The 17,942-nt window shown below is 64.5% G+C and carries 21 protein-coding genes; 11 read left to right on the plus strand and 10 right to left on the minus strand.

The genetic code is table 11. The annotated features are described in order from the left end of the window. Positions 1–94: 94 nt before the first annotated feature. Positions 95–376, minus strand: coding sequence for a YheV family putative zinc ribbon protein (locus CCOS865_RS00425; RefSeq protein WP_119137029.1), 282 nt, complete (start codon positions 374–376; stop codon positions 95–97). Continuing rightward, entirely contained in the window at positions 373–2,424 is a 2,052-nt protein-coding gene (gene prlC / locus CCOS865_RS00430) for an oligopeptidase A (RefSeq protein WP_119137030.1), read from the minus strand. Before prlC ends, CCOS865_RS00425 begins: the two co-directional genes overlap by 4 nt. A gap of 102 nt (positions 2,425–2,526) precedes the next feature. Between prlC and CCOS865_RS00435 the strand changes: the two genes are divergently transcribed. Together CCOS865_RS00435 and CCOS865_RS00440 are read left to right on the plus strand one after the other, a co-directional pair. After that, complete coding sequence (locus CCOS865_RS00435; RefSeq protein ID WP_119137031.1) at positions 2,527–3,075, plus strand: gamma carbonic anhydrase family protein; 549 nt, start codon at positions 2,527–2,529, stop codon at positions 3,073–3,075. 61 nt (positions 3,076–3,136) lie between these two features. After that, positions 3,137–3,787: an HAD family hydrolase gene (locus CCOS865_RS00440; RefSeq protein ID WP_119137032.1), complete on the plus strand. Its 651-nt coding sequence runs from the start codon at positions 3,137–3,139 to the stop codon at positions 3,785–3,787. Positions 3,788–3,910: 123 nt separating this feature from the next. Here CCOS865_RS00440 and CCOS865_RS00450 read toward each other — a convergent pair whose 3' ends face one another. Continuing rightward, complete coding sequence (locus tag CCOS865_RS00450) at positions 3,911–5,002, minus strand: aminopeptidase (protein WP_119137034.1); 1,092 nt, start codon at positions 5,000–5,002, stop codon at positions 3,911–3,913. Between the two features lie 67 nt (positions 5,003–5,069). Between CCOS865_RS00450 and CCOS865_RS00455 the strand changes: the two genes are divergently transcribed. Together CCOS865_RS00455 and CCOS865_RS00460 are read left to right on the plus strand one after the other, a co-directional pair. Then, positions 5,070–5,483, plus strand: coding sequence for a PA0061/PA0062 family lipoprotein (locus tag CCOS865_RS00455; protein ID WP_119137035.1), 414 nt, complete (start codon positions 5,070–5,072; stop codon positions 5,481–5,483). A gap of 55 nt (positions 5,484–5,538) precedes the next feature. Beyond that, the gene (locus CCOS865_RS00460) at positions 5,539–5,952 is read left to right on the plus strand and encodes a PA0061/PA0062 family lipoprotein (protein WP_119137036.1); all 414 of its coding nucleotides are present in this window, start codon (positions 5,539–5,541) and stop codon (positions 5,950–5,952) included. Between the two features lie 80 nt (positions 5,953–6,032). Here the strand turns inward: CCOS865_RS00460 and CCOS865_RS00465 are convergent, their stop codons facing one another. Next, on the minus strand, positions 6,033–6,266 hold the full coding sequence (locus CCOS865_RS00465; protein ID WP_119137037.1) for a DUF1161 domain-containing protein: 234 nt from the start codon (positions 6,264–6,266) through the stop codon (positions 6,033–6,035). 73 nt (positions 6,267–6,339) lie between these two features. Continuing rightward, positions 6,340–6,765, minus strand: coding sequence for an OsmC family protein (locus CCOS865_RS00470; protein ID WP_119137038.1), 426 nt, complete (start codon positions 6,763–6,765; stop codon positions 6,340–6,342). Between the two features lie 153 nt (positions 6,766–6,918). Here CCOS865_RS00470 and CCOS865_RS00475 point away from each other — a divergent pair, with 153 nt between their 5' ends. Further along, positions 6,919–7,923, plus strand: coding sequence for an LLM class flavin-dependent oxidoreductase (locus CCOS865_RS00475; RefSeq protein WP_119137039.1), 1,005 nt, complete (start codon positions 6,919–6,921; stop codon positions 7,921–7,923). 140 nt (positions 7,924–8,063) lie between these two features. On the opposite strand, the gene CCOS865_RS00480 is transcribed toward CCOS865_RS00475, so the two are convergent. Further along, positions 8,064–8,285, minus strand: a complete 222-nt coding sequence (locus tag CCOS865_RS00480) for a DUF1161 domain-containing protein (RefSeq protein ID WP_119137040.1) — start codon at positions 8,283–8,285, stop codon at positions 8,064–8,066. Positions 8,286–8,387: 102 nt separating this feature from the next. Beyond that, a complete protein-coding gene (locus CCOS865_RS00485; RefSeq protein WP_119137041.1) occupies positions 8,388–8,603 on the minus strand; it encodes a dodecin in 216 nt (71 codons plus the stop codon). 152 nt (positions 8,604–8,755) lie between these two features. On the opposite strand from CCOS865_RS00485, the gene CCOS865_RS00490 reads away from it, so the two are divergent. After that, positions 8,756–9,079, plus strand: coding sequence for an ElaB/YgaM/YqjD family protein (locus CCOS865_RS00490; RefSeq protein WP_119137042.1), 324 nt, complete (start codon positions 8,756–8,758; stop codon positions 9,077–9,079). On the opposite strand, the gene CCOS865_RS00495 is transcribed toward CCOS865_RS00490, so the two are convergent. Continuing rightward, positions 9,076–9,972 carry a LysR family transcriptional regulator gene (locus CCOS865_RS00495; protein ID WP_119137043.1) on the minus strand — a complete coding sequence of 299 codons (897 nt, stop codon included), beginning with the start codon at positions 9,970–9,972 and terminating at the stop codon, positions 9,076–9,078. The two genes, CCOS865_RS00490 and CCOS865_RS00495, sit on opposite strands and share 4 nt — an antisense overlap. Before the next feature lie 110 nt (positions 9,973–10,082). Between CCOS865_RS00495 and trpB the strand changes: the two genes are divergently transcribed. Continuing rightward, on the plus strand, positions 10,083–11,300 hold the full coding sequence (trpB, locus tag CCOS865_RS00500) for a tryptophan synthase subunit beta (protein ID WP_119137044.1): 1,218 nt from the start codon (positions 10,083–10,085) through the stop codon (positions 11,298–11,300). Next, a complete protein-coding gene (gene trpA / locus CCOS865_RS00505; protein WP_119137045.1) occupies positions 11,297–12,106 on the plus strand; it encodes a tryptophan synthase subunit alpha in 810 nt (269 codons plus the stop codon). The genes trpB and trpA overlap by 4 nt, the downstream gene beginning before the upstream one ends. Positions 12,107–12,185: 79 nt before the next feature. On the opposite strand, the gene CCOS865_RS00510 is transcribed toward trpA, so the two are convergent. Both CCOS865_RS00510 and CCOS865_RS00515 read right to left on the minus strand, forming a co-directional pair. Continuing rightward, positions 12,186–12,518: a DOPA 4,5-dioxygenase family protein gene (locus CCOS865_RS00510; RefSeq protein WP_119137046.1), complete on the minus strand. Its 333-nt coding sequence runs from the start codon at positions 12,516–12,518 to the stop codon at positions 12,186–12,188. 109 nt (positions 12,519–12,627) lie between these two features. Continuing rightward, complete coding sequence (locus CCOS865_RS00515; protein WP_119137047.1) at positions 12,628–13,527, minus strand: choline sulfate utilization transcriptional regulator; 900 nt, start codon at positions 13,525–13,527, stop codon at positions 12,628–12,630. Positions 13,528–13,635: 108 nt separating this feature from the next. Here CCOS865_RS00515 and betC point away from each other — a divergent pair, with 108 nt between their 5' ends. The 3 genes from betC to CCOS865_RS00535 all read left to right on the plus strand — a co-directional run bounded on the left by betC (position 13,636) and on the right by CCOS865_RS00535 (position 17,822). Next, positions 13,636–15,153 carry a choline-sulfatase gene (betC, locus tag CCOS865_RS00520; protein WP_119137048.1) on the plus strand — a complete coding sequence of 506 codons (1,518 nt, stop codon included), beginning with the start codon at positions 13,636–13,638 and terminating at the stop codon, positions 15,151–15,153. An 11-nt stretch (positions 15,154–15,164) separates the two neighbouring features. Next, positions 15,165–16,091: a choline ABC transporter substrate-binding protein gene (choX, locus tag CCOS865_RS00525; RefSeq protein WP_119137049.1), complete on the plus strand. Its 927-nt coding sequence runs from the start codon at positions 15,165–15,167 to the stop codon at positions 16,089–16,091. 165 nt (positions 16,092–16,256) lie between these two features. Then, positions 16,257–17,822, plus strand: a complete 1,566-nt coding sequence (locus tag CCOS865_RS00535; RefSeq protein ID WP_119137050.1) for a SulP family inorganic anion transporter — start codon at positions 16,257–16,259, stop codon at positions 17,820–17,822. Positions 17,823–17,942 lie beyond the last annotated feature (120 nt).

Below are 17,942 nucleotides of genomic sequence, written 5' to 3' on the forward strand. Positions count from 1 at the left end.
GGCCCGAACTGTGCAATGCCCGCGCAGCGCAACGGCGTTAGATAGCTAACGCCATCACATGACGTCGCCCAGTGGCCCTGGGCGACATGGCGTACTACTCGGTCGGCTTCTTGAGCTTCGGATTGGGGAAGAACTGCACCGTCTGCACCTTCACCGGCTCAGCCTTGACCGCCGACTGATTGACCCGGGTACCCAGCTCCTTGGGCACCGACAGCCCCTGTTCATTGAGGGTATCGGTGAACCCGCAGGCCACGCACTCGCGGTGCGGCACGCCGTCTTCGTTCCACATCATCAACCGGTCCGGCGCGCTGCACGCTGGGCAGACCGCCCCGGCGATAAAGCGCTTCTTGGTCTTGATCACAGGCACCTCGCTCATGCCGCCGCGTCCTCGCTCAGGCCGCAATGGCGCAGCAGGGCATCGATGGATGGCTCGCGGCCCCGGAAGTCGACGAACAGCACCATCGGCTCACGCGAGCCGCCGCGTGCCAGGATCGCCTCGCGGAACGCGCGGCCGGTTTCGGCGTTGAGCACGCCGTCTTCCTCGAAGCGCGAGAAGGCATCCGCCGACAGCACCTCGGCCCACTTGTAGCTGTAGTAGCCCGCCGCGTAACCGCCGGCAAAGATGTGCGCGAAGCTGTTGGGGAAGCGGTTGTAGGCCGGCGGACGCATCACCGTGACCTCGTCGCGCACGCCTTCGAGCACCTCCAGCGCGCTGCGGCCGTCGCCATGGGTGGCATGCAGTTCGAAGTCGAACAACGAGAACTCCAGCTGACGGACCATCATCATGCCGGACTGGAAGTTCTTCGCCGCCAGCATCTTGTCGAGCAGGTCCTGCGGCAATGGCTGGCCCGATTCGTAGTGGCCGGAGATCAACGCCAGGCCTTCAGGCTCCCAGCACCAGTTTTCCATGAACTGGCTCGGCAGCTCGACCGCATCCCAGGCCACGCCGTTGATACCGGACACGCCGGCATGCTCGATACGGGTCAGCAGGTGGTGCAGGCCGTGGCCGAACTCGTGGAACAGGGTGGTGACTTCATCGTGGGTCAGCAGCGCCGGCTTGCCGGGCGCGGCCGGGGTGAAGTTGCACACCAGGTTGGCCACCGGGCTCTGCAGGCTGCCGGCCTCGGTGCGACGGCGGTCGCGAGCGCCGTCCATCCAGGCACCGCCACGCTTGTTGGCGCGGGCATAGAGGTCGAAGAAGAAGCGCCCGACGTGCTCGCCGTGCTCCTTGATCTCGAACAGGCGCACGTCCGGGTGCCAGGCATCGAAGCCCTTCAGTTCGGCGATCTCGATGCCGTACAGGCGCTGGACGATGGCGAACAGGCCCGACAGCACCTTGTCGATCGGGAAGTAGGCACGCAGGGTTTCCTGCGAGACGCTGTAGCGCTGCTCACGCAGCTTCTCGCCGAAATAACCGGCGTCCCAGCTGGCCAGCTCCGGGCAGCCCTGCTCGGCGGCGTAGGCCTTGAGCTGAGCCAGGTCCTGCACGGCAAACGGTTTGCTGCGCTTGGCCAGGTCGCGCAGGAAGCTCAGTACCTGGTCGCTGGACTCGGCCATCTTGGTCGCCAGGCTGAGCTCGGCGAAGTTCTTGTAGCCGAGCAGCTGCGCCAGCTCCAGGCGCAGGTCGAGGATCTCGGCCATCACCGGGCCGTTGTCGAACTGGCCGGCATTCGGCCCCTGGTCGGAGGCACGGGTGCAGTAGGCGGCGTACAGCTCTTCACGCAGGGCGCGGTCGCTGGCGTAGGTCATCACCGCGTAGTAGCTGGGGAACTCGAGGGTGATCAGCCAGCCATCGAGGCCTTTGGCCTGGGCAGCGGCGGCCATCTGCGCCTTGGCCGAGTCGGTCAGGCCGGCGAGGGCGGCTTCGTCGGTGACGTGCTTGGTCCAGGCCTGGGTGGCGTCGAGCAGTTGGTTGGAGAAACGGCTGCCGAGCTCGCTGAGCTTGCTCTGCACTTCGGCATAACGCTGCTGCTGATCGGCCGGCAGGTCGATACCCGACAGGCGGAAGTCGCGCAGGGCGTGCTCGAGGATGGTCTTTTGCGCCACATCGAAGCCAGCGGCTTCCGGGCTGTTGACCAGGGCCTCATAGGCTTCGAACAGCGCGCGGTTCTGGCCGAGCTCGGTGGAGTAGGCGCTCAAGGCCGGCAGGCAAGACTCATAGGCCTCGCGCAGCTCCTGGCTGTTGCACACCGCATTGAGGTGGCTGACCGGGCTCCAGGCAGCGCCGAGGCGGTCGTTGAGTTCGTCCATCGCCAGCACCAGGCCGGCCCAGGTCGGGGCCTTGCCTTGCTTTTCGAGGATCTCGGCGATGGCGTTGCGGTTGTCGGCCAGGATCTGTTCGATCGCCGGCAACACGTGTTCGGCGCGGATCGCCGAGAAGGGCGGCAGATCGTAGGACTGCAGAAGTGGGTTGTTCGCACTCACGGTTTAGATACCTTGGCAGGAGAAACACGGGACCATCTTAATTACAATCGACGCCGACCGCAGCAGGCAGCCCGCCTATTGGCAATCAAGAGAGGCGCTATCATGGCCATTCGAAACTTTCAGCAACACACTCCGAAGGTTGGACCCCGCGCGTTTGTCGACCGTTCGGCGGTGGTGCTGGGGGACGTGGAAATCGGTGAAGACAGCTCGGTGTGGCCGCTGACCGTGGTCCGTGGCGACATGCACCGCATCCGCATTGGCGCGCGCACCAGCGTGCAGGATGGCAGCGTGCTGCACATCACCCATGCCGGGCCGTTCAACCCCGATGGCTTCCCGCTGATTATTGGCGATGAGGTGACCATTGGCCACAACGTCATGCTGCACGGCTGCACCCTGGGCAACCGCATCCTGGTGGGCATGGGCAGCACCGTCATGGACGGCGCGGTGGTCGAGGACGAGGTGATCATCGGTGCCGGCAGCCTGGTGCCGCCGGGCAAGCGCCTGGCAAGCGGTTACCTGTATGTCGGTAGCCCGGTGAAGCAGGCCCGGGCGTTGAGCGACAAGGAGCGGGCGTTCTTTGCCTACAGCGCGGCGAATTATGTGAAGCTCAAGGACCTGCACCTGGCCGAAGGCTACGACCAACCCGAATGACGCTATCGCGGGGCCAGCCCCGCGACAGGTATCCCAGAACAACCCGAGTGGACCGCACCGCATGCACCAGCAGAACATCCTCTTCGACCTCGACGGCACGTTGACCGACCCACGCCTGGGCATTACCCGCTCGATCCAGTACGCACTGGCCAAGCTGGGTATCGACGAACCGGACCTGGCCCGCCTCGAGCACTTCATCGGCCCGCCGCTGTTGCAGGCCTTCATGCAGTTCTATGACTTCGACGAGGCCAAGGCCTGGCAGGCGGTGAACTTCTACCGTGAGCGCTTCAAGGTCACTGGCCTGTACGAGAACCTGGTATTCGACGGCGTGCCTGAGCTGCTCGCCGCGCTCAAGGGGCAAGGCCGGACCTTGTATGTCGCCACCTCCAAACCCTGGGAATTTGCCCGCGAGATCGCCCGGCACTTTGCCTTCGATCATCACTTCAAGGTGATCTACGGCAGCGAGCTGGATGGCACACGGACCAACAAGGTCGAGCTGATTCGCCATCTGCTGGATGAAGAAGGGCTGGATCCAGCGCACACCTTGATGATCGGCGACCGCAAGCATGACCTGATCGGCGCACACGCCAATGGGCTGCAGGCGATCGCGGTGGGCTATGGCTTTGGCAGCCGTGAGGAATTGGTGGCCGAGGCGCCGGCATTCCACTTCGAGACCGTGGCCGAGTTGCATCAGGCCTTTATCAAGCCTTGAGATTCAGGGGGCGCTTCGCGCCCCTTTCGCGACACAAGGCCGCTCCCACAATTAGAGCCGTGTGCGCTGCCCTCTTGTGGGAGCGGCCTTGCGTCGCGAAAGGGCTGCGCAGCAGCCCCATCTTCAGGTCGCCGCGTTGAGCTTGCCGAGCACAGCTTTGCGCTGCTCCACCGGCATCCCCCCCAACTCCTCGACCCGCTGGTAGAACCGCGCCCAATCCCCACCCACCTCGGCAAACAGCGCCGCAAACGCTGGCACCCACTGGTCATACAGCCCAAACGGCAGCAACTTGGCGTTGTTCATCGGCGCGTACATCCACGCGTCATAGCGCTTGTCGCCTGCCCATTCGCTATCGCGCAACTGCCGATACGCCAGGCGCAACCGCTCGAACTCCGCCTTTTTGGCGGCACGCTTGCCAGCATCATCCAACGCCCCGGCGTAGATCCGTTGCAGCCGCTCGCGGCTGTCCAGCACCAACCGAATGAACTGCTCGCGCTGGCGCTGCGCAGAGTCCTCAATCGCTGGAAGCCCACGCGCCACGCGCCATTGCCGCGTTCCCTCATGCTCGACGAAGGTGGCAAACGACTCGTTGAACTCGGTGTCATCCTTCACATAAAAGCGCTGGTGCGCCAGCTCATGAAAGATCAGCGAAGCGAGCCGCTCATCACCCCAGCCGACCATCGACGACAGCAGCGGATCATCGAACCAGCCCAGCGTCGAATAGGCCTCCACACCGCCGACATAGACATCCATGCCGTCCTGCCGCATCACGGCCGCCGCACCCCGCGCTGCGCCTTGCTGGTAATAACCGCGATACGCCACGCAGCCGGCGACCGGGAAGCAGTGGGTGATCGGCTGCAACGAAAGCTCCGGGGTGGCGAACACGTTCCACACCACGTACGGCCTGCCCAGGTCGGCGTAGACCCGATAGCTGCGGTTGTCTGGCAGTTGCAACTGTTGGCTGGCGAATACCCGCGCCTGTTCGGCGTGCAGCAGGCGCTGGCGCAGGGTGGGCTCGGTGGCGGGATCCTGCAGCAGGCGCTCCACCGGCTGCCTGGCGCGCAGCAGTTGCCACTGCCCCTCGGCCAACTGACCGTAATAGCCCAGGCTGCTGCAACCGCTCAGCAGGAGCGCGGCGAGGACGGGAACAAAACGTGAGAAAACGCGGTCGAGTGCCCCAGGGCCTGAGCGCTGGCAAATAAAATTTCGAAACATCACAGCTGTCCATCTCGCTCAAGTCCGGTGCAAGTCCAAGACTATCTCGCCCAGGGGGAGTATCGCCATGCGTTCACCGATAGCCATCGGCTCATTGCTGCTGTTGACGGGGTGTTCCACCCTGCCAGACCCGGACCCGAACCAAGCCTGGGTCGAGCTCGCCCCGCACGACGAGACCTCGCTGCACGCGGTGCAGGTGGACGAGCGCGACTGGGCCGACAACCGTTATTTCGAAGTCGCGCCGGGTAACCATGAGCTCACCGTGCGCTACCAGTTTCCCGTGGCGCCGAGCAACATCGGCCCGGTCGACGCGCCGCTCTGGCGCGATTGCCAGCTCAACCTGAGCTTCAAGGACTTCAATGCCGGCCAGCGCTACAGCCTGCAGGCCGGCAGCATCGGCTTTCGCCCCTGGGTCAAACTGTATGACCAGCGCCAGAAACTGGTCGGGCAGGGCGCACCGGCAGGCTGCCAGCGCACCTGAAGCCGGCGAATGGCGCTATGCTTAGGCCTTGTGAACCGCAAGTGGGAGTTTCACCATGCGCCAGCCCATGATGCTGATCGCCCTCAGTGCACTGGGGGCTTGCGCCAGCCCCTTGCCCCCCGTCGACCCCAAGCAGGCCTGGGTCGACCTGTACACCATCACCCCTGGCAGAGTGATCATGGCCGACCGTCTGGACGGGCAGCGGCTCGATGACGGGCGGTATTTCCAGGTCACCCCGGGGCGCCACGAGCTGGTGGTGCGGTTTGACTACGAGCTCAATGCCGGGCTGTTCACCACCGACCCTACCGAGCGAACCTGCTACCTGACCGTGCGCTTCGACCATTTCGAAGCCGGCCAGCGTTATCGCCTGGAAGCCCGGGCGCCCGCCATGCAGCCGCAGGTGTACCTGTACGACAACAGCCGCAAGGTGCTGGTGGATGAGCCGAGTGATGTGTTCTGCATTCCCTGAGGGGCCTGGGAGGCCTGAGGGGTTATCGCAGGCAAGCTTGCTGGGGTAGGTGCTTGCCCGCGATGAGACCGGCGTGACGGCTACTGATCATTCTTCTGGTAAATGATCTTCTTGCTCCCGCCCTCACAACTGCCAACGACCATGTTCGAGTCCTTGACCTCGCTATTGGGCACGATCTCCAGCGTGTAGGACGTGACGCCCCGCGCCTGGATCTTCGCTTCGATCTCGGCTTTCAGTTCCTCACACGGCTTGACCGCCGCCAACGCGGAAGTTGCCAGCAGCGAAGCCACTACAGCGATTGCAACGCGGATCATGGGACGGCTCCTGAAAGGGCAGGCGACCTGCCGACAGACTTTAGACTACAGGAAACCGCCCCTGTTGCGCCGCCTAGGACAGCAGCGTGGCGTCCAGGCTGATCTGCGCATTGAGGACCTTGGACACTGGGCAACCGGCCTTGGCCTTGTTGGCGATTTCCTTGAACTGCGCCTCACTGGCGCCCGGCACCTTGGCCTTGAGGATCAGGTGCACCGCCGTAATGGCGAAACCGTCGGGCTGCTTGTCGAGGGTGACTTCGGCAATGGTGTCGATACGGTCCGCGGTCAGTCCCTCTTCGCCGAGCATCATCGACAGGGCCATCGAGAAGCAGCCCGCATGCGCGGCGCCGATCAGCTCTTCGGGGTTGGTCCCCGGGGTCCCTTCGAAACGCGTATTGAAGCCGTATGGGTTCTGCTTGAGCGCGCCGCTCTCGGTAGACAGCAGGCCTTTGCCATCCTTCAGACCACCTTGCCAGACCGCCGATGCTGTCTTTTTCATTGTTGCCTCCAGAGCTTGGGTTCGTGTGCCTAAGGTTGAGAGGCCGGTGCCTACGGCAAGTTCAGATCAATCCAGGGCTGGGCATTGAATCCGGGGAATCTGCCCATACAGAGTCTAAAAGGCCATTGGCCGACCATTTTTGCGGAGGCTCCAATGACGCACCTGCGTGACCTGAAGATATCCACCCTCGACCTGGTACCGGTACGCGCCGATGCCGGCCCGGCGCAGTCGCTGCACAACTCGCTGGACCTGGCGCGCAACGTCGAGCGTTTCGGCTACAACCGCTTCTGGGTGGCCGAGCACCACAACATGGATGGCATCGCCAGCTCTGCCACGTCGGTGCTGATCAGCTACCTGGCCGGCGGCACCTCGAGCATTCGCGTGGGGGCGGGCGGGGTGATGCTGCCCAACCATGCGCCGCTGGTGATCGCCGAGCAGTTCGGCACCCTGGCCAGCCTGTACCCGGGGCGGATCGACCTCGGCCTTGGTCGCGCGCCGGGCTCCGACCAGATGACCGCACGCGCCCTGCGCCGCGAGCGCTCGGGCAGTGCCGATGATTTTCCGGATGATGTCGAGGAGCTGTCGCGCTACCTCGGCCCACGCACCCCTGACCAGCGAGTGATCGCTGTGCCCGGGCATGACACCGAGGTGCCGATCTGGCTGCTCGGCTCCAGCCTGTTCAGTGCACAATTGGCGGGGATGCGCGGTTTACCTTACGCGTTCGCGTCCCATTTCGCGCCACGCATGATGCACGAGGCGATTCGGATCTACCGTGACCACTTCAAGTTTTCCACGGTGCTGGACAAGCCCTACGTGATGCTTGGGGTGCCGATGGTGGTGGCCGAGACGGACGAAGAGGCCGAATACCTGGCCACCACGATGTATCAGCGGATTCTTGCGCTGATCCGTGGCCAGAGCCTGATGCAGAAGCCGCCGGTGAAGAGCATGGACGGCTTGTGGCTGCCGCATGAGCGGGAGGCGGTCATGAGCTTCCTGGGCCTGGCGATGATCGGCAGCCCGCAGAAGGTGCGGGCCAAGGTCGAGGTGCTGCTGGAGCAGACAGGCGCGGATGAGCTGATCTTTACCTGTGACCTGTATGAGCATGCTGACCGGGTCAGGTCTTATGAGCTGCTGGCGCAGGCCTTGAAGACCGATTGAAGCCTAGGGGAGGGCTTTGCCCTCCATCGCGACACAAGGCCGCTCCTACAGTTTGATCGCGCATGCCGATAGAGCGCGGTCAAACGGTGGGAGCGGCCTTGTGTCGCGATGGGCCGCAGAGCGGCCCCAGACAACGCCGCTCAACCGCGGCGGTAGACGATTTCCTTGGTACCGCCTTCGCAGCTGCCCACCACCTTGCCAGCGGGGTCACCCTTGTCGACGATCTCCAGCTTGTAGCCGGTAACGCCCTTGGCATCCAGCTTCGCCGCGATTTCCGCCTTGAGCTCCTCACACGGCTTGCCCGCCGCCATCGCCCCACCCGCCAGGGCCATCAATCCCATCGCCAATAGCAGTTTCTTCATCGATCGCTTTCCTTGTTCAGATCAAAGTCGAAAAGGGCGCCGGCCAGGCGCCCTGTCACTGTATTACCCCATCACGCCGGGACATGCCAGCCCGGGACTGTTTCAGCTGTTGGCGATGCGGAAGCCGACTTTCACGGTGACCTGAAAGTGCGCGGCCTTGCCGTTCTCGATATGCCCGCGGGTATCGACCACCTCGAACCACTCCAGGTGCTTGATGCTCTTGCCGGCCTCGGCGATGGCATTGTTGATCGCGTCTTCGATGCTGGTGGGCGACGACCCGACCAGTTCGACTTTCTTGTAGGTGTGATGATCGGACATGAGCACGCTCCTTGAGTGATGTGTCGATTGAGCCTAGCAGCGCAGGCCTGGTTTACCTGCGAGCCGTCAGCGTGCGAGAAAGTTCGATCGCACTTTTGCCGCACCACGCAGTCGCAACCCTAACAGCCAAACCACTGCGAAGGAGAGTCAACATGGCCCGCAACGCGTTGCGTAAAACCTCACTGGAAAGCATGGAAGCCGAGATCGAAAGCCTGCTGAAAACGCTGGAGACCCTCAAGCACGATGCTTCCGATGAGTCTCACAAGACCATCAAGGCGATCCGCGGTAATGCTGAAAACGCCCTCAAACACTCGCGTAGCGTGCTCAGCGATGCCTACGACGAAGTAAAAACCCGCACCCGCCAGACCGGCCTGGCCACCCGCGATTACGCGCAGGAACACCCCTGGACCGCCGCTGGCGTCGCCGTCGGTGCACTGGGCCTGCTGGCCGCTTATCTGTTGACCAAACGCAACTAAACCACCTGCTGACCCAACTCGCGGCGCAGCCACTGCGCCAGCTGCTCGGCGCGCCCGTCTGCGGCGCGCCGCGGCACCCACAGCGCCAACGCGGCGTGCGTGGGCGAGAAGCCCCACGGGGCGATCAAGCGCCCCGCGCGCAGGTCATCTGCCACCAGCGGTTGTGGCGCGATGGCCACGCCAAGCCCGGCGACCGCTGCCTCCAGCAAGTAATACAGATGCTCGAACGCCTGGCCGAAATTCAATCTGCCGGGGTCCAGCCCATGCTCCGCAGCCCAGGCCGGCCAGGCCTGAGGGCGTGAAGTGGTGTGCAGCAGGGCTTCATCGAGCAGGGCGCTGGACGCCGCGCTGCGCAAGCGCTCGGAGCCCGCAAAGTGCGGGCTCAGCACCGGCCCGATACGCTCCTCGGCCAGCACGTGCACCTGCATGTCGGCCGGCCACGGCGGCTCGGCATACACCAGCAACGCATCCAGCCCAGGACGCCGCGGGTCGAGGTCGCCTTCACCGGCCGACAGGTGCAGGCGCAGCTCGGGCAAATCCGCCTTGAGCCGCCCCAGCCGCGGGATGAACCAGCGCGCCAGCAGGCTCCCCGAGCAACCGAGGACGAACGGCGCCTGGCTGACATCGCGGCTCACTTCGGCGCACACCCCGCGCAACCGGTCGAACGCATCGACGCTGGCGTCGCGCAGGCGGACCCCGGCATCTGTGAGTTTGACGCCACGCCCGTCCTTGACGAACAGGGCCACGCCCAAATGCGCCTCGAGCACCTTGATCTGTCGGCTCACCGCGCCATGGGTCACGTGCAGCACTTCGGCGGCCTGACTGACGCTGTTGAGCCGGGCAGTCGCTTCGAAAGCCCGCAGGGCATTAAGGGGAGGCAGGTCCTGGCGCATATGACGTGTGAGTTTTCCTGACAGATTGCAGCAATCTTATCGGTTTTCAGCCGGGCGTGTCGTGGTTAGAGTAAAGCCCATCACTCCTTCATAACGCCTTGGAGCGCTCCATGACCCAGACCCAATTCCGCGCTGGCCCCGACGCCAACGGCCTGTTCGGCGCGTTCGGCGGCCGCTATGTGGCTGAAACCCTGATGCCGCTGGTGCTGGACCTGGCCCGCGAGTACGAAGCGGCCAAGGCCGACCCGAAATTCCTCGAAGAGCTGGCCTACTTCCAGCGCGATTACATTGGCCGGCCAAACCCGCTGTACTTCGCCGAGCGCCTGACCGAGCACTGCGGCGGGGCAAAGATCTTCTTCAAGCGTGAAGAACTCAACCACACCGGCGCGCACAAGGTGAACAACTGCATCGGCCAGGTGCTGCTGGCCAAGCGCATGGGCAAGAAACGCCTGATCGCCGAGACCGGCGCCGGCATGCACGGCGTGGCCACCGCCACCGTCGCGGCACGCTTCGGCCTGCCCTGCGTGATCTACATGGGTGCCACCGACATCGAGCGCCAGCAGGCCAACGTGTTCCGCATGAAGCTGCTGGGCGCCGAAATCGTCCCGGTCACGGCGGGCACCGGCACCCTCAAGGACGCCATGAACGAAGCGCTGCGCGACTGGGTGACCAACGTCGACGACACCTTCTACCTGATCGGCACCGTCGCCGGCCCACACCCGTACCCGGCGATGGTCCGCGACTTCCAGTCGATCATCGGCAAGGAAACCCGCGCCCAGTTGGACGAGAAGGAAGGGCGCCTGCCCGACAGCCTGATCGCCTGCGTCGGCGGCGGCTCCAACGCCATGGGCCTGTTCCACGAATTCCTCGATGACGCCAGCGTGCAGATCATCGGCGTCGAAGCCGGTGGCCACGGTGTCGACACCGACAAGCATGCCGCCAGCCTCAACGGCGGCGTACCGGGTGTGCTGCACGGCAACCGCACCTACCTGCTGCAGGACGCCGACGGCCAGATCACCGATGCCCACTCGATTTCCGCCGGCCTCGACTACCCGGGCATCGGCCCTGAGCACGCCTACCTGCACGAAGTGAAGCGGGTCGAGTACGTCAGCATCACCGACGACGAAGCGCTCGACGCCTTCCACAGCACCTGCCGCCTGGAAGGCATCATCCCGGCGCTGGAGACCTCGCATGCGCTGGCCGAGGCGATCAAGCGCGCGCCGACCCTGCCCAAGGACCACCTGATGGTCGTGTGCCTGTCGGGCCGTGGCGACAAAGACATGCAAACCGTGATGAACCACATGGCTGCCCAGGAGAAACAGGCATGAGCCGTCTTCAACAACGCTTCGCCGACCTGAAGGCCGAAGGCCGCTCGGCGCTGGTCACCTTCGTCACCGCCGGTGACCCGGGCTACGACGCTTCGCTGGCGATCCTCAAGGGCCTGCCTGCCGCCGGTGCCGACGTGATCGAGCTGGGCATGCCGTTCACCGACCCGATGGCCGATGGCGTGGCGATCCAGCTGGCCACCCTGCGCGCCCTGGAAGCCGGCCAGACCCTGGCAAAAACCCTGCAGATGGTCCGCGAGTTCCGCGTCGACAACCAGGCCACGCCGATCGTGCTGATGGGCTACTACAACCCGATTCACCGCTTTGGCGTGGAGCAGTTCGTTGCAGAGGCCAAGCAAGCGGGCGTCGATGGCCTGATCATCGTCGACCTGCCGCCTGAGCACGACGCCGAGCTGGCGACCCCGGCGCAGACCGCGGGTATCGACTTCATCCGCCTGACCACCCCGACCACCGACGACGCGCGCCTGCCACGGGTGCTCGAGCGTAGCTCCGGGTTTGTCTATTACGTATCGGTGGCCGGCGTGACCGGTGCCGGTTCGGCGACCACCGAGCATGTCAGCGAAGCGCTCGCTCGCCTGCGGCGGCATACCAATCTGCCGATCAGTGTTGGCTTTGGTATCCGCACCCCAGAGCAAGCGGCGGCGATTGCCCGGTTGGCGGAAGGGGTAGTGGTGGGCTCGGCGCTGGTCGACAAGATCGCCCACGCCAAGGATGCCGATCAGGCCGTGAACGATGTGTTGAGCCTGTGCTCGGCGCTGGCTGAAGGCGTGCGTTCAGCGCGTAACTGAGTCGCCCATATCGCGGGCAAGCCCGCTCCTACAGTTTTGTGGGAGCGGGTTTACCCGCGAAGAGGCCCGAGCAGCCCCTTTAGCCCCCGAAGATGGAAAGGTTCAAAGGCCGCAGTGCCCCCATCCAGATCGCATGATCGCGATGGTCCGCCAGCTCATCCCCGGTCAGCGGATGCAGAAACACCACCAACCCCCGCCGATACAACGCCAACCACGGCAACACCACCCCCACCACCTCCGGCGCGAATGCCAGCTGGCAGCTCCAGTCCGGGTGCGGCCCGACCGGCTTCTGGTGCATGCGCCCCATGCTCACGGGAAACAGCCGTGCCGCTTCCTCGCACAGCTCTCGCGCTTGCTCCATGGTGTGCGCGTCGTAGTAGACGTGGGCGTGATACCCCTTGATCCTTTGCACGATAACTCCTGAAATACGGTCCAACGATCACCCCACCTGCAAGGCTGAACCCCAGGCACGGGCGGCAAGGCTTGAGCCTACGACTATACCCCGCGCTTGCCCGCGACGCTCAAGCGCTGCGCTCGCGTTCCAGCCAGTCGACAAACCGCCCAATCAGCTCCCCACGGCGTTTGCGCGGCGGCAATACCACGTAATAGCCACGCTCCGAGCGCAAACTCCCCGCCAATGGCCGGCACAACAAGCCCTGTTCCACCAACCCATCGACCAGATGCCCCCAGCCGATCGCCACTCCCTGCCCAGCAATCGCCGCCTGGATCAGCAGGGTGTAGTTATCGAACCGCAGCTGCCCGGACGGCGTTGGGCTGGACACCCCCAATCCGCGAAACACCCCGGCCCAATCAAACCAGCGACTGGCCTGCTCACCGCGCAAATGCAGCAACGGCAATCGTTGCAACGCCTCGGCTGACAAGGGTTTGCCATGAACCAGTCGCGGACTGCACACCGGAAAAACCTCCTCATCGAACAGCCAGCGGCTCTCCCCCTGATGAAAGCGCCCGTCGCCGAACAGCACCGCCACATCGATGTCCGGGCGCAGCATGGCCTGGCTGCGCTCGCCGGTCACCAGGCTCACATCCACCTGTGGATAAGCCTCGTGAAAGCGCTGCAGCCGAGGCATCAGCCAGAACGCCGCAAAGGCAAAATCGGTGGCCACCTGGAGCACTTCGCGCTGACCCCGCCCGCTGGCCTCGGCGATGCCCTGGTCCATGGCCTGCAACCCCTGATGCACCTGCTCGAACAGCAATTGCCCGGCTTCGGTCAGCTCGATGCCCCGGTAGATCCGGTCGAACAACCGCGCGCCCACCCGCGCCTCGAGGCGTTTGACCTGCTGGCTCACCGCCGGCTGGGTGGTGCCCAGTTCCAGCGCCGCCGCGGTGAACCCACGCAGGCGGGCGGCGGCCTCGAACACCCGCAAGGTATCCAGCGACAGGTCGGCAAGGTGTTCAAACATAAGCAGGGCTAATCCTAGTCATTGCCCGCCATGGGCTTTACCCAAGTTATCCACAGTTGCATCCTCGATCACAAGCACCTCGCATAACCTTTGACGATGGAAGCCAGCATGAAACGACCGAACATCCTGTTCATCATGGCCGACCAGATGGCCGCGCCGATGCTGCCGATCTACGCCCCTTCACCGATCAAGATGCCCCACCTCAGCCGCCTGGCCGAGCAGGCCGTGGTGTTCGACGCGGCCTACTGCAACAGCCCGCTGTGCGCGCCTTCGCGCTTCACCCTGGTCAGCGGTCAGTTGCCCAGCCGCATCGGCGCCTACGACAACGCCGCCGACTTCCCGGCCGACATCCCCACCTATGCCCATTACCTGCGGCGCCTCGGCTACCGCACCGCGCTGTCAGGCAAGATGCACTTCTGCGGCCCGGACCAGCTGCACGGCTACGAAGAGCGCCTGACCAGCGACATCTACCCGGCCGACTACGGCTGGGCGGTCAACTGGGACGCGCCTGAGCAGCGGCCAAGCTGGTACCACAACATGTCCTCGGTGTTGCAGGCCGGACCCTGCGTGCGCACCAACCAGCTGGATTTCGACGAAGAAGTGGTGTTCAAGGCCCGCCAGTACCTCTACGACCATGTCCGCGAAGGTGATGACAAACCCTTCTGCCTGACCGTGTCGATGACCCACCCGCACGACCCCTACACCATCCCCAAGCACTACTGGGATCTCTACGAGGCTGTGGATATCCCGCTGCCGCGCGACGTGCTCGAGCAGCACCAACAGGACCCGCATGCGCAACGCCTGCTCAAGGTCTACGACCTGTGGGACAAACCGCTGCCTGTGGATAAAGTCCGCGACGCGCGCCGCGCCTACTTCGGCGCCTGCAGCTACATCGACGACAACATCGGCAAGCTGCTGCAGACCCTGGACGAATGCGGCCTGGCTGACGACACCCTGATCGTGTTCTCCGGCGACCACGGCGACATGCTTGGCGAACGCGGGCTCTGGTACAAGATGCACTGGTTCGAGATGGCGGCGCGGGTGCCGCTGCTGGTGCATGCGCCCAAGCGCTTCGCGGCGGGCCGGGTGGGCGCGGCGGTGTCCACCTGCGACCTGTTGCCGACCCTGGTCGAGCTGGCCGGCGGCACGCTCGAAGCCGACCTGCACCTCGACGGCCGTTCGCTGCTGGGCCATCTGCAAGGGCAGGGCGGACACGACGAAGTGATCGGCGAATACATGGCCGAAGGCACCGTCGGCCCGCTGATGATGATCCGCCGCGGCGCCTACAAGTTCGTGTACAGCGAAGATGACCCATGGCTACTCTATGACCTGAGCCGCGACCCGCACGAACGGGAGAACCTCACCAGCAGCCCGGATCACCAGGCGCTGCTGCAGGCATTTGCCGATGAAGCCCGCCAGCGTTGGGATATCCCCAGCCTGCGCCAGCAGGTACTGGCCAGCCAACGGCGCCGCCGCCTGGTGGCCGAGGCCCTGGCCATCGGCAGGCTGAAGAGCTGGGACCACCAACCCTGGGTGGACGCCAGCCAACAGTACATGCGCAATCACATCGATCTCGACGACCTCGAGCGCAAGGCACGTTATCCACAGCCCGCACCTATCGATTGAAAGAGGCCGCCATGAACAAGTTATCCACCGCCGTGATCAGCCTGGCCCTGAGCCTGGGCGCCGTCGCAGCCAATGCCGACAGCGACGCGCAGTGCAGCACGGTGAAGCTGGCCGACCCGGGCTGGAGCGACATCGCCTCCACCAACGCCGTCGCCCGCCTGTTGCTGGAAAGCCTGGGTTACCAGGTGAAGATCGACAGCCTGGCGGTGCCGATCATCTATGGCGGCCTCAAGGATGGCCGGGTCGATGCGTTTCTCGGCAACTGGATGCCCGCGCATCAGGGCTTCCATGACAAGTTCGTCGCCAATGGCGACGTCCAGCAGCTCAGCCGCAACCTGCAAGGCACCGAGTTCACCCTGGCGGTGCCGGATTATGTGTGGAATGCCGGTGTGAAGGACTTTGCCGACCTGCAGAAGCACGCCGCGCAGTTCGACAACAAGCTGTACGGGATCGGCTCCGGCGCGCCGGCCAACCTGTCGTTGAAGGAGATCATCGATAAAAACCAGTTCGACCTGGGCAAATGGAAGCTGGTCGAGTCCAGTGAGCAGGCGATGCTGGCGCAAGTGGACCGGGCGGTGAAGAAAAACCAGTTCATCACCTTTCTCGGCTGGACCCCGCACCCGATGAACGTGAAGTTGAAGATGCATTACCTCACGGGCGGCGAGCAGTGGTTTGGCAGCAAGGGCGAGGTGTTCACCCTGGTACGAAAGGGTTATCCACAGGCCTGCCCGAATGCGGCGAAGCTGCTGGGCAACCTGAATTTCGACCTGGACATGGAAAACAGCATCATGGCCGAGGTTGTGGATAACAAAGTGAGCTTCGATGCGGCGGCCAAGGCGTGGGTCAAAGCGCATCCGGAGCGCTTGGACAGCTGGTTGGCTGGGGTGAACGCCAAAGATGGCGGGGATGCCACCGAAGCCGTCAAAGCCAAGCTCTGACACAATACGCAAAGACACCAATGAACCCTGTGGGAGCGGGCTTGCCCGCGAAAAGTACACCGCGGTGGATGGCACGGGCATCGCCCGTGTTCGCGGGCAAGCCCGCTCCTACAGGGTCCGACTTGTGCCTATGATTACGCAGCTCAAGGACAATCGAGATCCCGCATGCCCCGCCTAACCCACCTGCTGCCCTTCCTCGCCTGGCTGCCACGGCAAACCCGCCGCAGCCTGCGCCAGGACCTGCTGGTCGGCCTCAGCGGCGCCATCCTTGCCCTGCCTCAATCCATCGCCTACGCCCTGATCGCCGGCCTGCCCGCCGAGTACGGTCTCTACGCGGCCATCGTGCCAGTGCTGATCGCTTGCCTCTGGGGCTCCTCGTGGCACCTGATCTGCGGCCCCACCGCCGCCATCTCCATCGTTCTCTACGCCAGCGTCAGCCCACTGGCCGTCAGCGGCAGCGACGACTATGTGACCCTGATCCTGCTGCTGACCTTTCTTGGCGGTGTGTTCCAGCTGCTGCTCGGGCTGATCCGCTTCGGCGCGCTGGTCAACTTCGTCTCCCACTCGGTGGTGCTCGGCTTTACCCTCGGCGCGGCCATCGTCATTGCCCTCGGGCAACTGCCCAACCTGCTCGGCATGGACCTGCCGAGCCAAGCCACCGCGTTGAAGAGCCTGCAGGAACTGCTCAGCCATGCCGGCGACGTCGATGGGCCGTCGCTGCTGCTCGGCGTGGCGACGTTGCTGATTGGCGTCACCTTCAAGCTCTGGCGCCCACGCTGGCCCAGCCTGTTGATAAGTCTCGTGGTGGTCAGCGTGGTCGCCTGGGCGCTGCCGGGCTGGTTCGCTCATGTTCCGCGGGTGCCGGCCTTCACCGGCCAACTGCCGCCGCTGAGCCCGCTGCCGCTGCTCGACCTGGAAGTGATCCTGCGGCTGCTGCCCAGCGCGGTGGCGGTAGGCATGCTCGGCCTGGTCACCAGCCTGTCGATCGCCCGCTCGCTGTCGTCGCGCTCCGAGCAATTGATCGACGCCGACCAGGAGATCCGCGCCCAAGGCCTGTCGAACATGGTCGGGGCTTGGTTTTCGGGGTATCTCTCTTCTGGCTCATTCACCCGCTCGGGCCTGAGCTACGAAGCGGGCGCGCGCTCGCCAATGGCTGGCGTGTTCTCCGCGCTGTGGGTGGCGTTGTTCGCGGTGACCGGCGCCGGGCTAATCGCCCACCTGCCTATCCCGGCGATGGCGGGGAGCATCCTGCTGATCTGTTGGGGGTTGGTGGACCACCGGGGCATTCGTGCGCTGTTCCGGGTCAGCCGGGCGGAGTTCCTGGTGATGGCACTCACCGCTGCAGCGACGCTGCTGCTGGAGTTGCAGACGGCCATCTATGCCGGGGTGCTGGCGTCGCTGTTCTTCTACCTCAAGCGCACTTCGCGACCACGGGTGCAACAGAGCCGGGAAGGTGAGGCGGATGTGCTGCGCGTGGGTGGGTCGATCTTCTTTGGCGCGGCGCATTACCTGCAGGTGAGGTTGCAGCGTTGTCAGGGGCCGCATGTGGTGATCGATGCGCGGCAGGTCAACTTCATCGATTACTCGGGGGTCGACATGCTGCACCGCGAGGCGCGGCGGTTGGGGCGCAATGGGGGGAGCCTGACCCTGCAGCGGGCGCGGCCACAGGTGGTCGAGGAATTGCAGAAGCTGGAAGGGGTTGAGCGATGCCCGATCCGCTTTGAGGATTGAGATCTCTGGGGCCGCGTTGCGACCCTTCGCAGGCAAGCCAGCTCCTACACGGTTCTCTGCAAACCCTGAGGCCTGCGCGCAACCTGTAGGCGCTGGCTTGCCTGCGAAGGGCTGCAAAGC

Origin of the sequence: Pseudomonas reidholzensis (assembly GCF_900536025.1) — a bacterium.
Classification (GTDB): Bacteria; Pseudomonadota; Gammaproteobacteria; order Pseudomonadales; family Pseudomonadaceae; genus Aquipseudomonas; species Aquipseudomonas reidholzensis.

What these genes read in the sequence shown, in the direction of transcription:
- CCOS865_RS00515 (WP_119137047.1), bottom strand. Translation starts at nt 13,527, where the DNA reads ATGTTTGAACACCTTGCCGACCTGTCGCTGGATACCTTGCGGGTGTTC.
- choX (WP_119137049.1), top strand. Translation starts at nt 15,165, where the DNA reads ATGAACAAGTTATCCACCGCCGTGATCAGCCTGGCCCTGAGCCTGGGC.
- CCOS865_RS00485 (WP_119137041.1), bottom strand. Translation starts at nt 8,603, where the DNA reads ATGTCCGATCATCACACCTACAAGAAAGTCGAACTGGTCGGGTCGTCG.
- CCOS865_RS00470 (WP_119137038.1), bottom strand. Translation starts at nt 6,765, where the DNA reads ATGAAAAAGACAGCATCGGCGGTCTGGCAAGGTGGTCTGAAGGATGGC.
- CCOS865_RS00535 (WP_119137050.1), top strand. Translation starts at nt 16,257, where the DNA reads ATGCCCCGCCTAACCCACCTGCTGCCCTTCCTCGCCTGGCTGCCACGG.
- CCOS865_RS00495 (WP_119137043.1), bottom strand. Translation starts at nt 9,972, where the DNA reads ATGCGCCAGGACCTGCCTCCCCTTAATGCCCTGCGGGCTTTCGAAGCG.
- betC (WP_119137048.1), top strand. Translation starts at nt 13,636, where the DNA reads ATGAAACGACCGAACATCCTGTTCATCATGGCCGACCAGATGGCCGCG.
- trpB (WP_119137044.1), top strand. Translation starts at nt 10,083, where the DNA reads ATGACCCAGACCCAATTCCGCGCTGGCCCCGACGCCAACGGCCTGTTC.
- CCOS865_RS00450 (WP_119137034.1), bottom strand. Translation starts at nt 5,002, where the DNA reads ATGTTTCGAAATTTTATTTGCCAGCGCTCAGGCCCTGGGGCACTCGAC.
- CCOS865_RS00440 (WP_119137032.1), top strand. Translation starts at nt 3,137, where the DNA reads ATGCACCAGCAGAACATCCTCTTCGACCTCGACGGCACGTTGACCGAC.
- CCOS865_RS00425 (WP_119137029.1), bottom strand. Translation starts at nt 376, where the DNA reads ATGAGCGAGGTGCCTGTGATCAAGACCAAGAAGCGCTTTATCGCCGGG.
- CCOS865_RS00435 (WP_119137031.1), top strand. Translation starts at nt 2,527, where the DNA reads ATGGCCATTCGAAACTTTCAGCAACACACTCCGAAGGTTGGACCCCGC.
- CCOS865_RS00490 (WP_119137042.1), top strand. Translation starts at nt 8,756, where the DNA reads ATGGCCCGCAACGCGTTGCGTAAAACCTCACTGGAAAGCATGGAAGCC.
- CCOS865_RS00475 (WP_119137039.1), top strand. Translation starts at nt 6,919, where the DNA reads ATGACGCACCTGCGTGACCTGAAGATATCCACCCTCGACCTGGTACCG.
- CCOS865_RS00460 (WP_119137036.1), top strand. Translation starts at nt 5,539, where the DNA reads ATGCGCCAGCCCATGATGCTGATCGCCCTCAGTGCACTGGGGGCTTGC.
- trpA (WP_119137045.1), top strand. Translation starts at nt 11,297, where the DNA reads ATGAGCCGTCTTCAACAACGCTTCGCCGACCTGAAGGCCGAAGGCCGC.
- CCOS865_RS00465 (WP_119137037.1), bottom strand. Translation starts at nt 6,266, where the DNA reads ATGATCCGCGTTGCAATCGCTGTAGTGGCTTCGCTGCTGGCAACTTCC.
- CCOS865_RS00480 (WP_119137040.1), bottom strand. Translation starts at nt 8,285, where the DNA reads ATGAAGAAACTGCTATTGGCGATGGGATTGATGGCCCTGGCGGGTGGG.
- CCOS865_RS00455 (WP_119137035.1), top strand. Translation starts at nt 5,070, where the DNA reads ATGCGTTCACCGATAGCCATCGGCTCATTGCTGCTGTTGACGGGGTGT.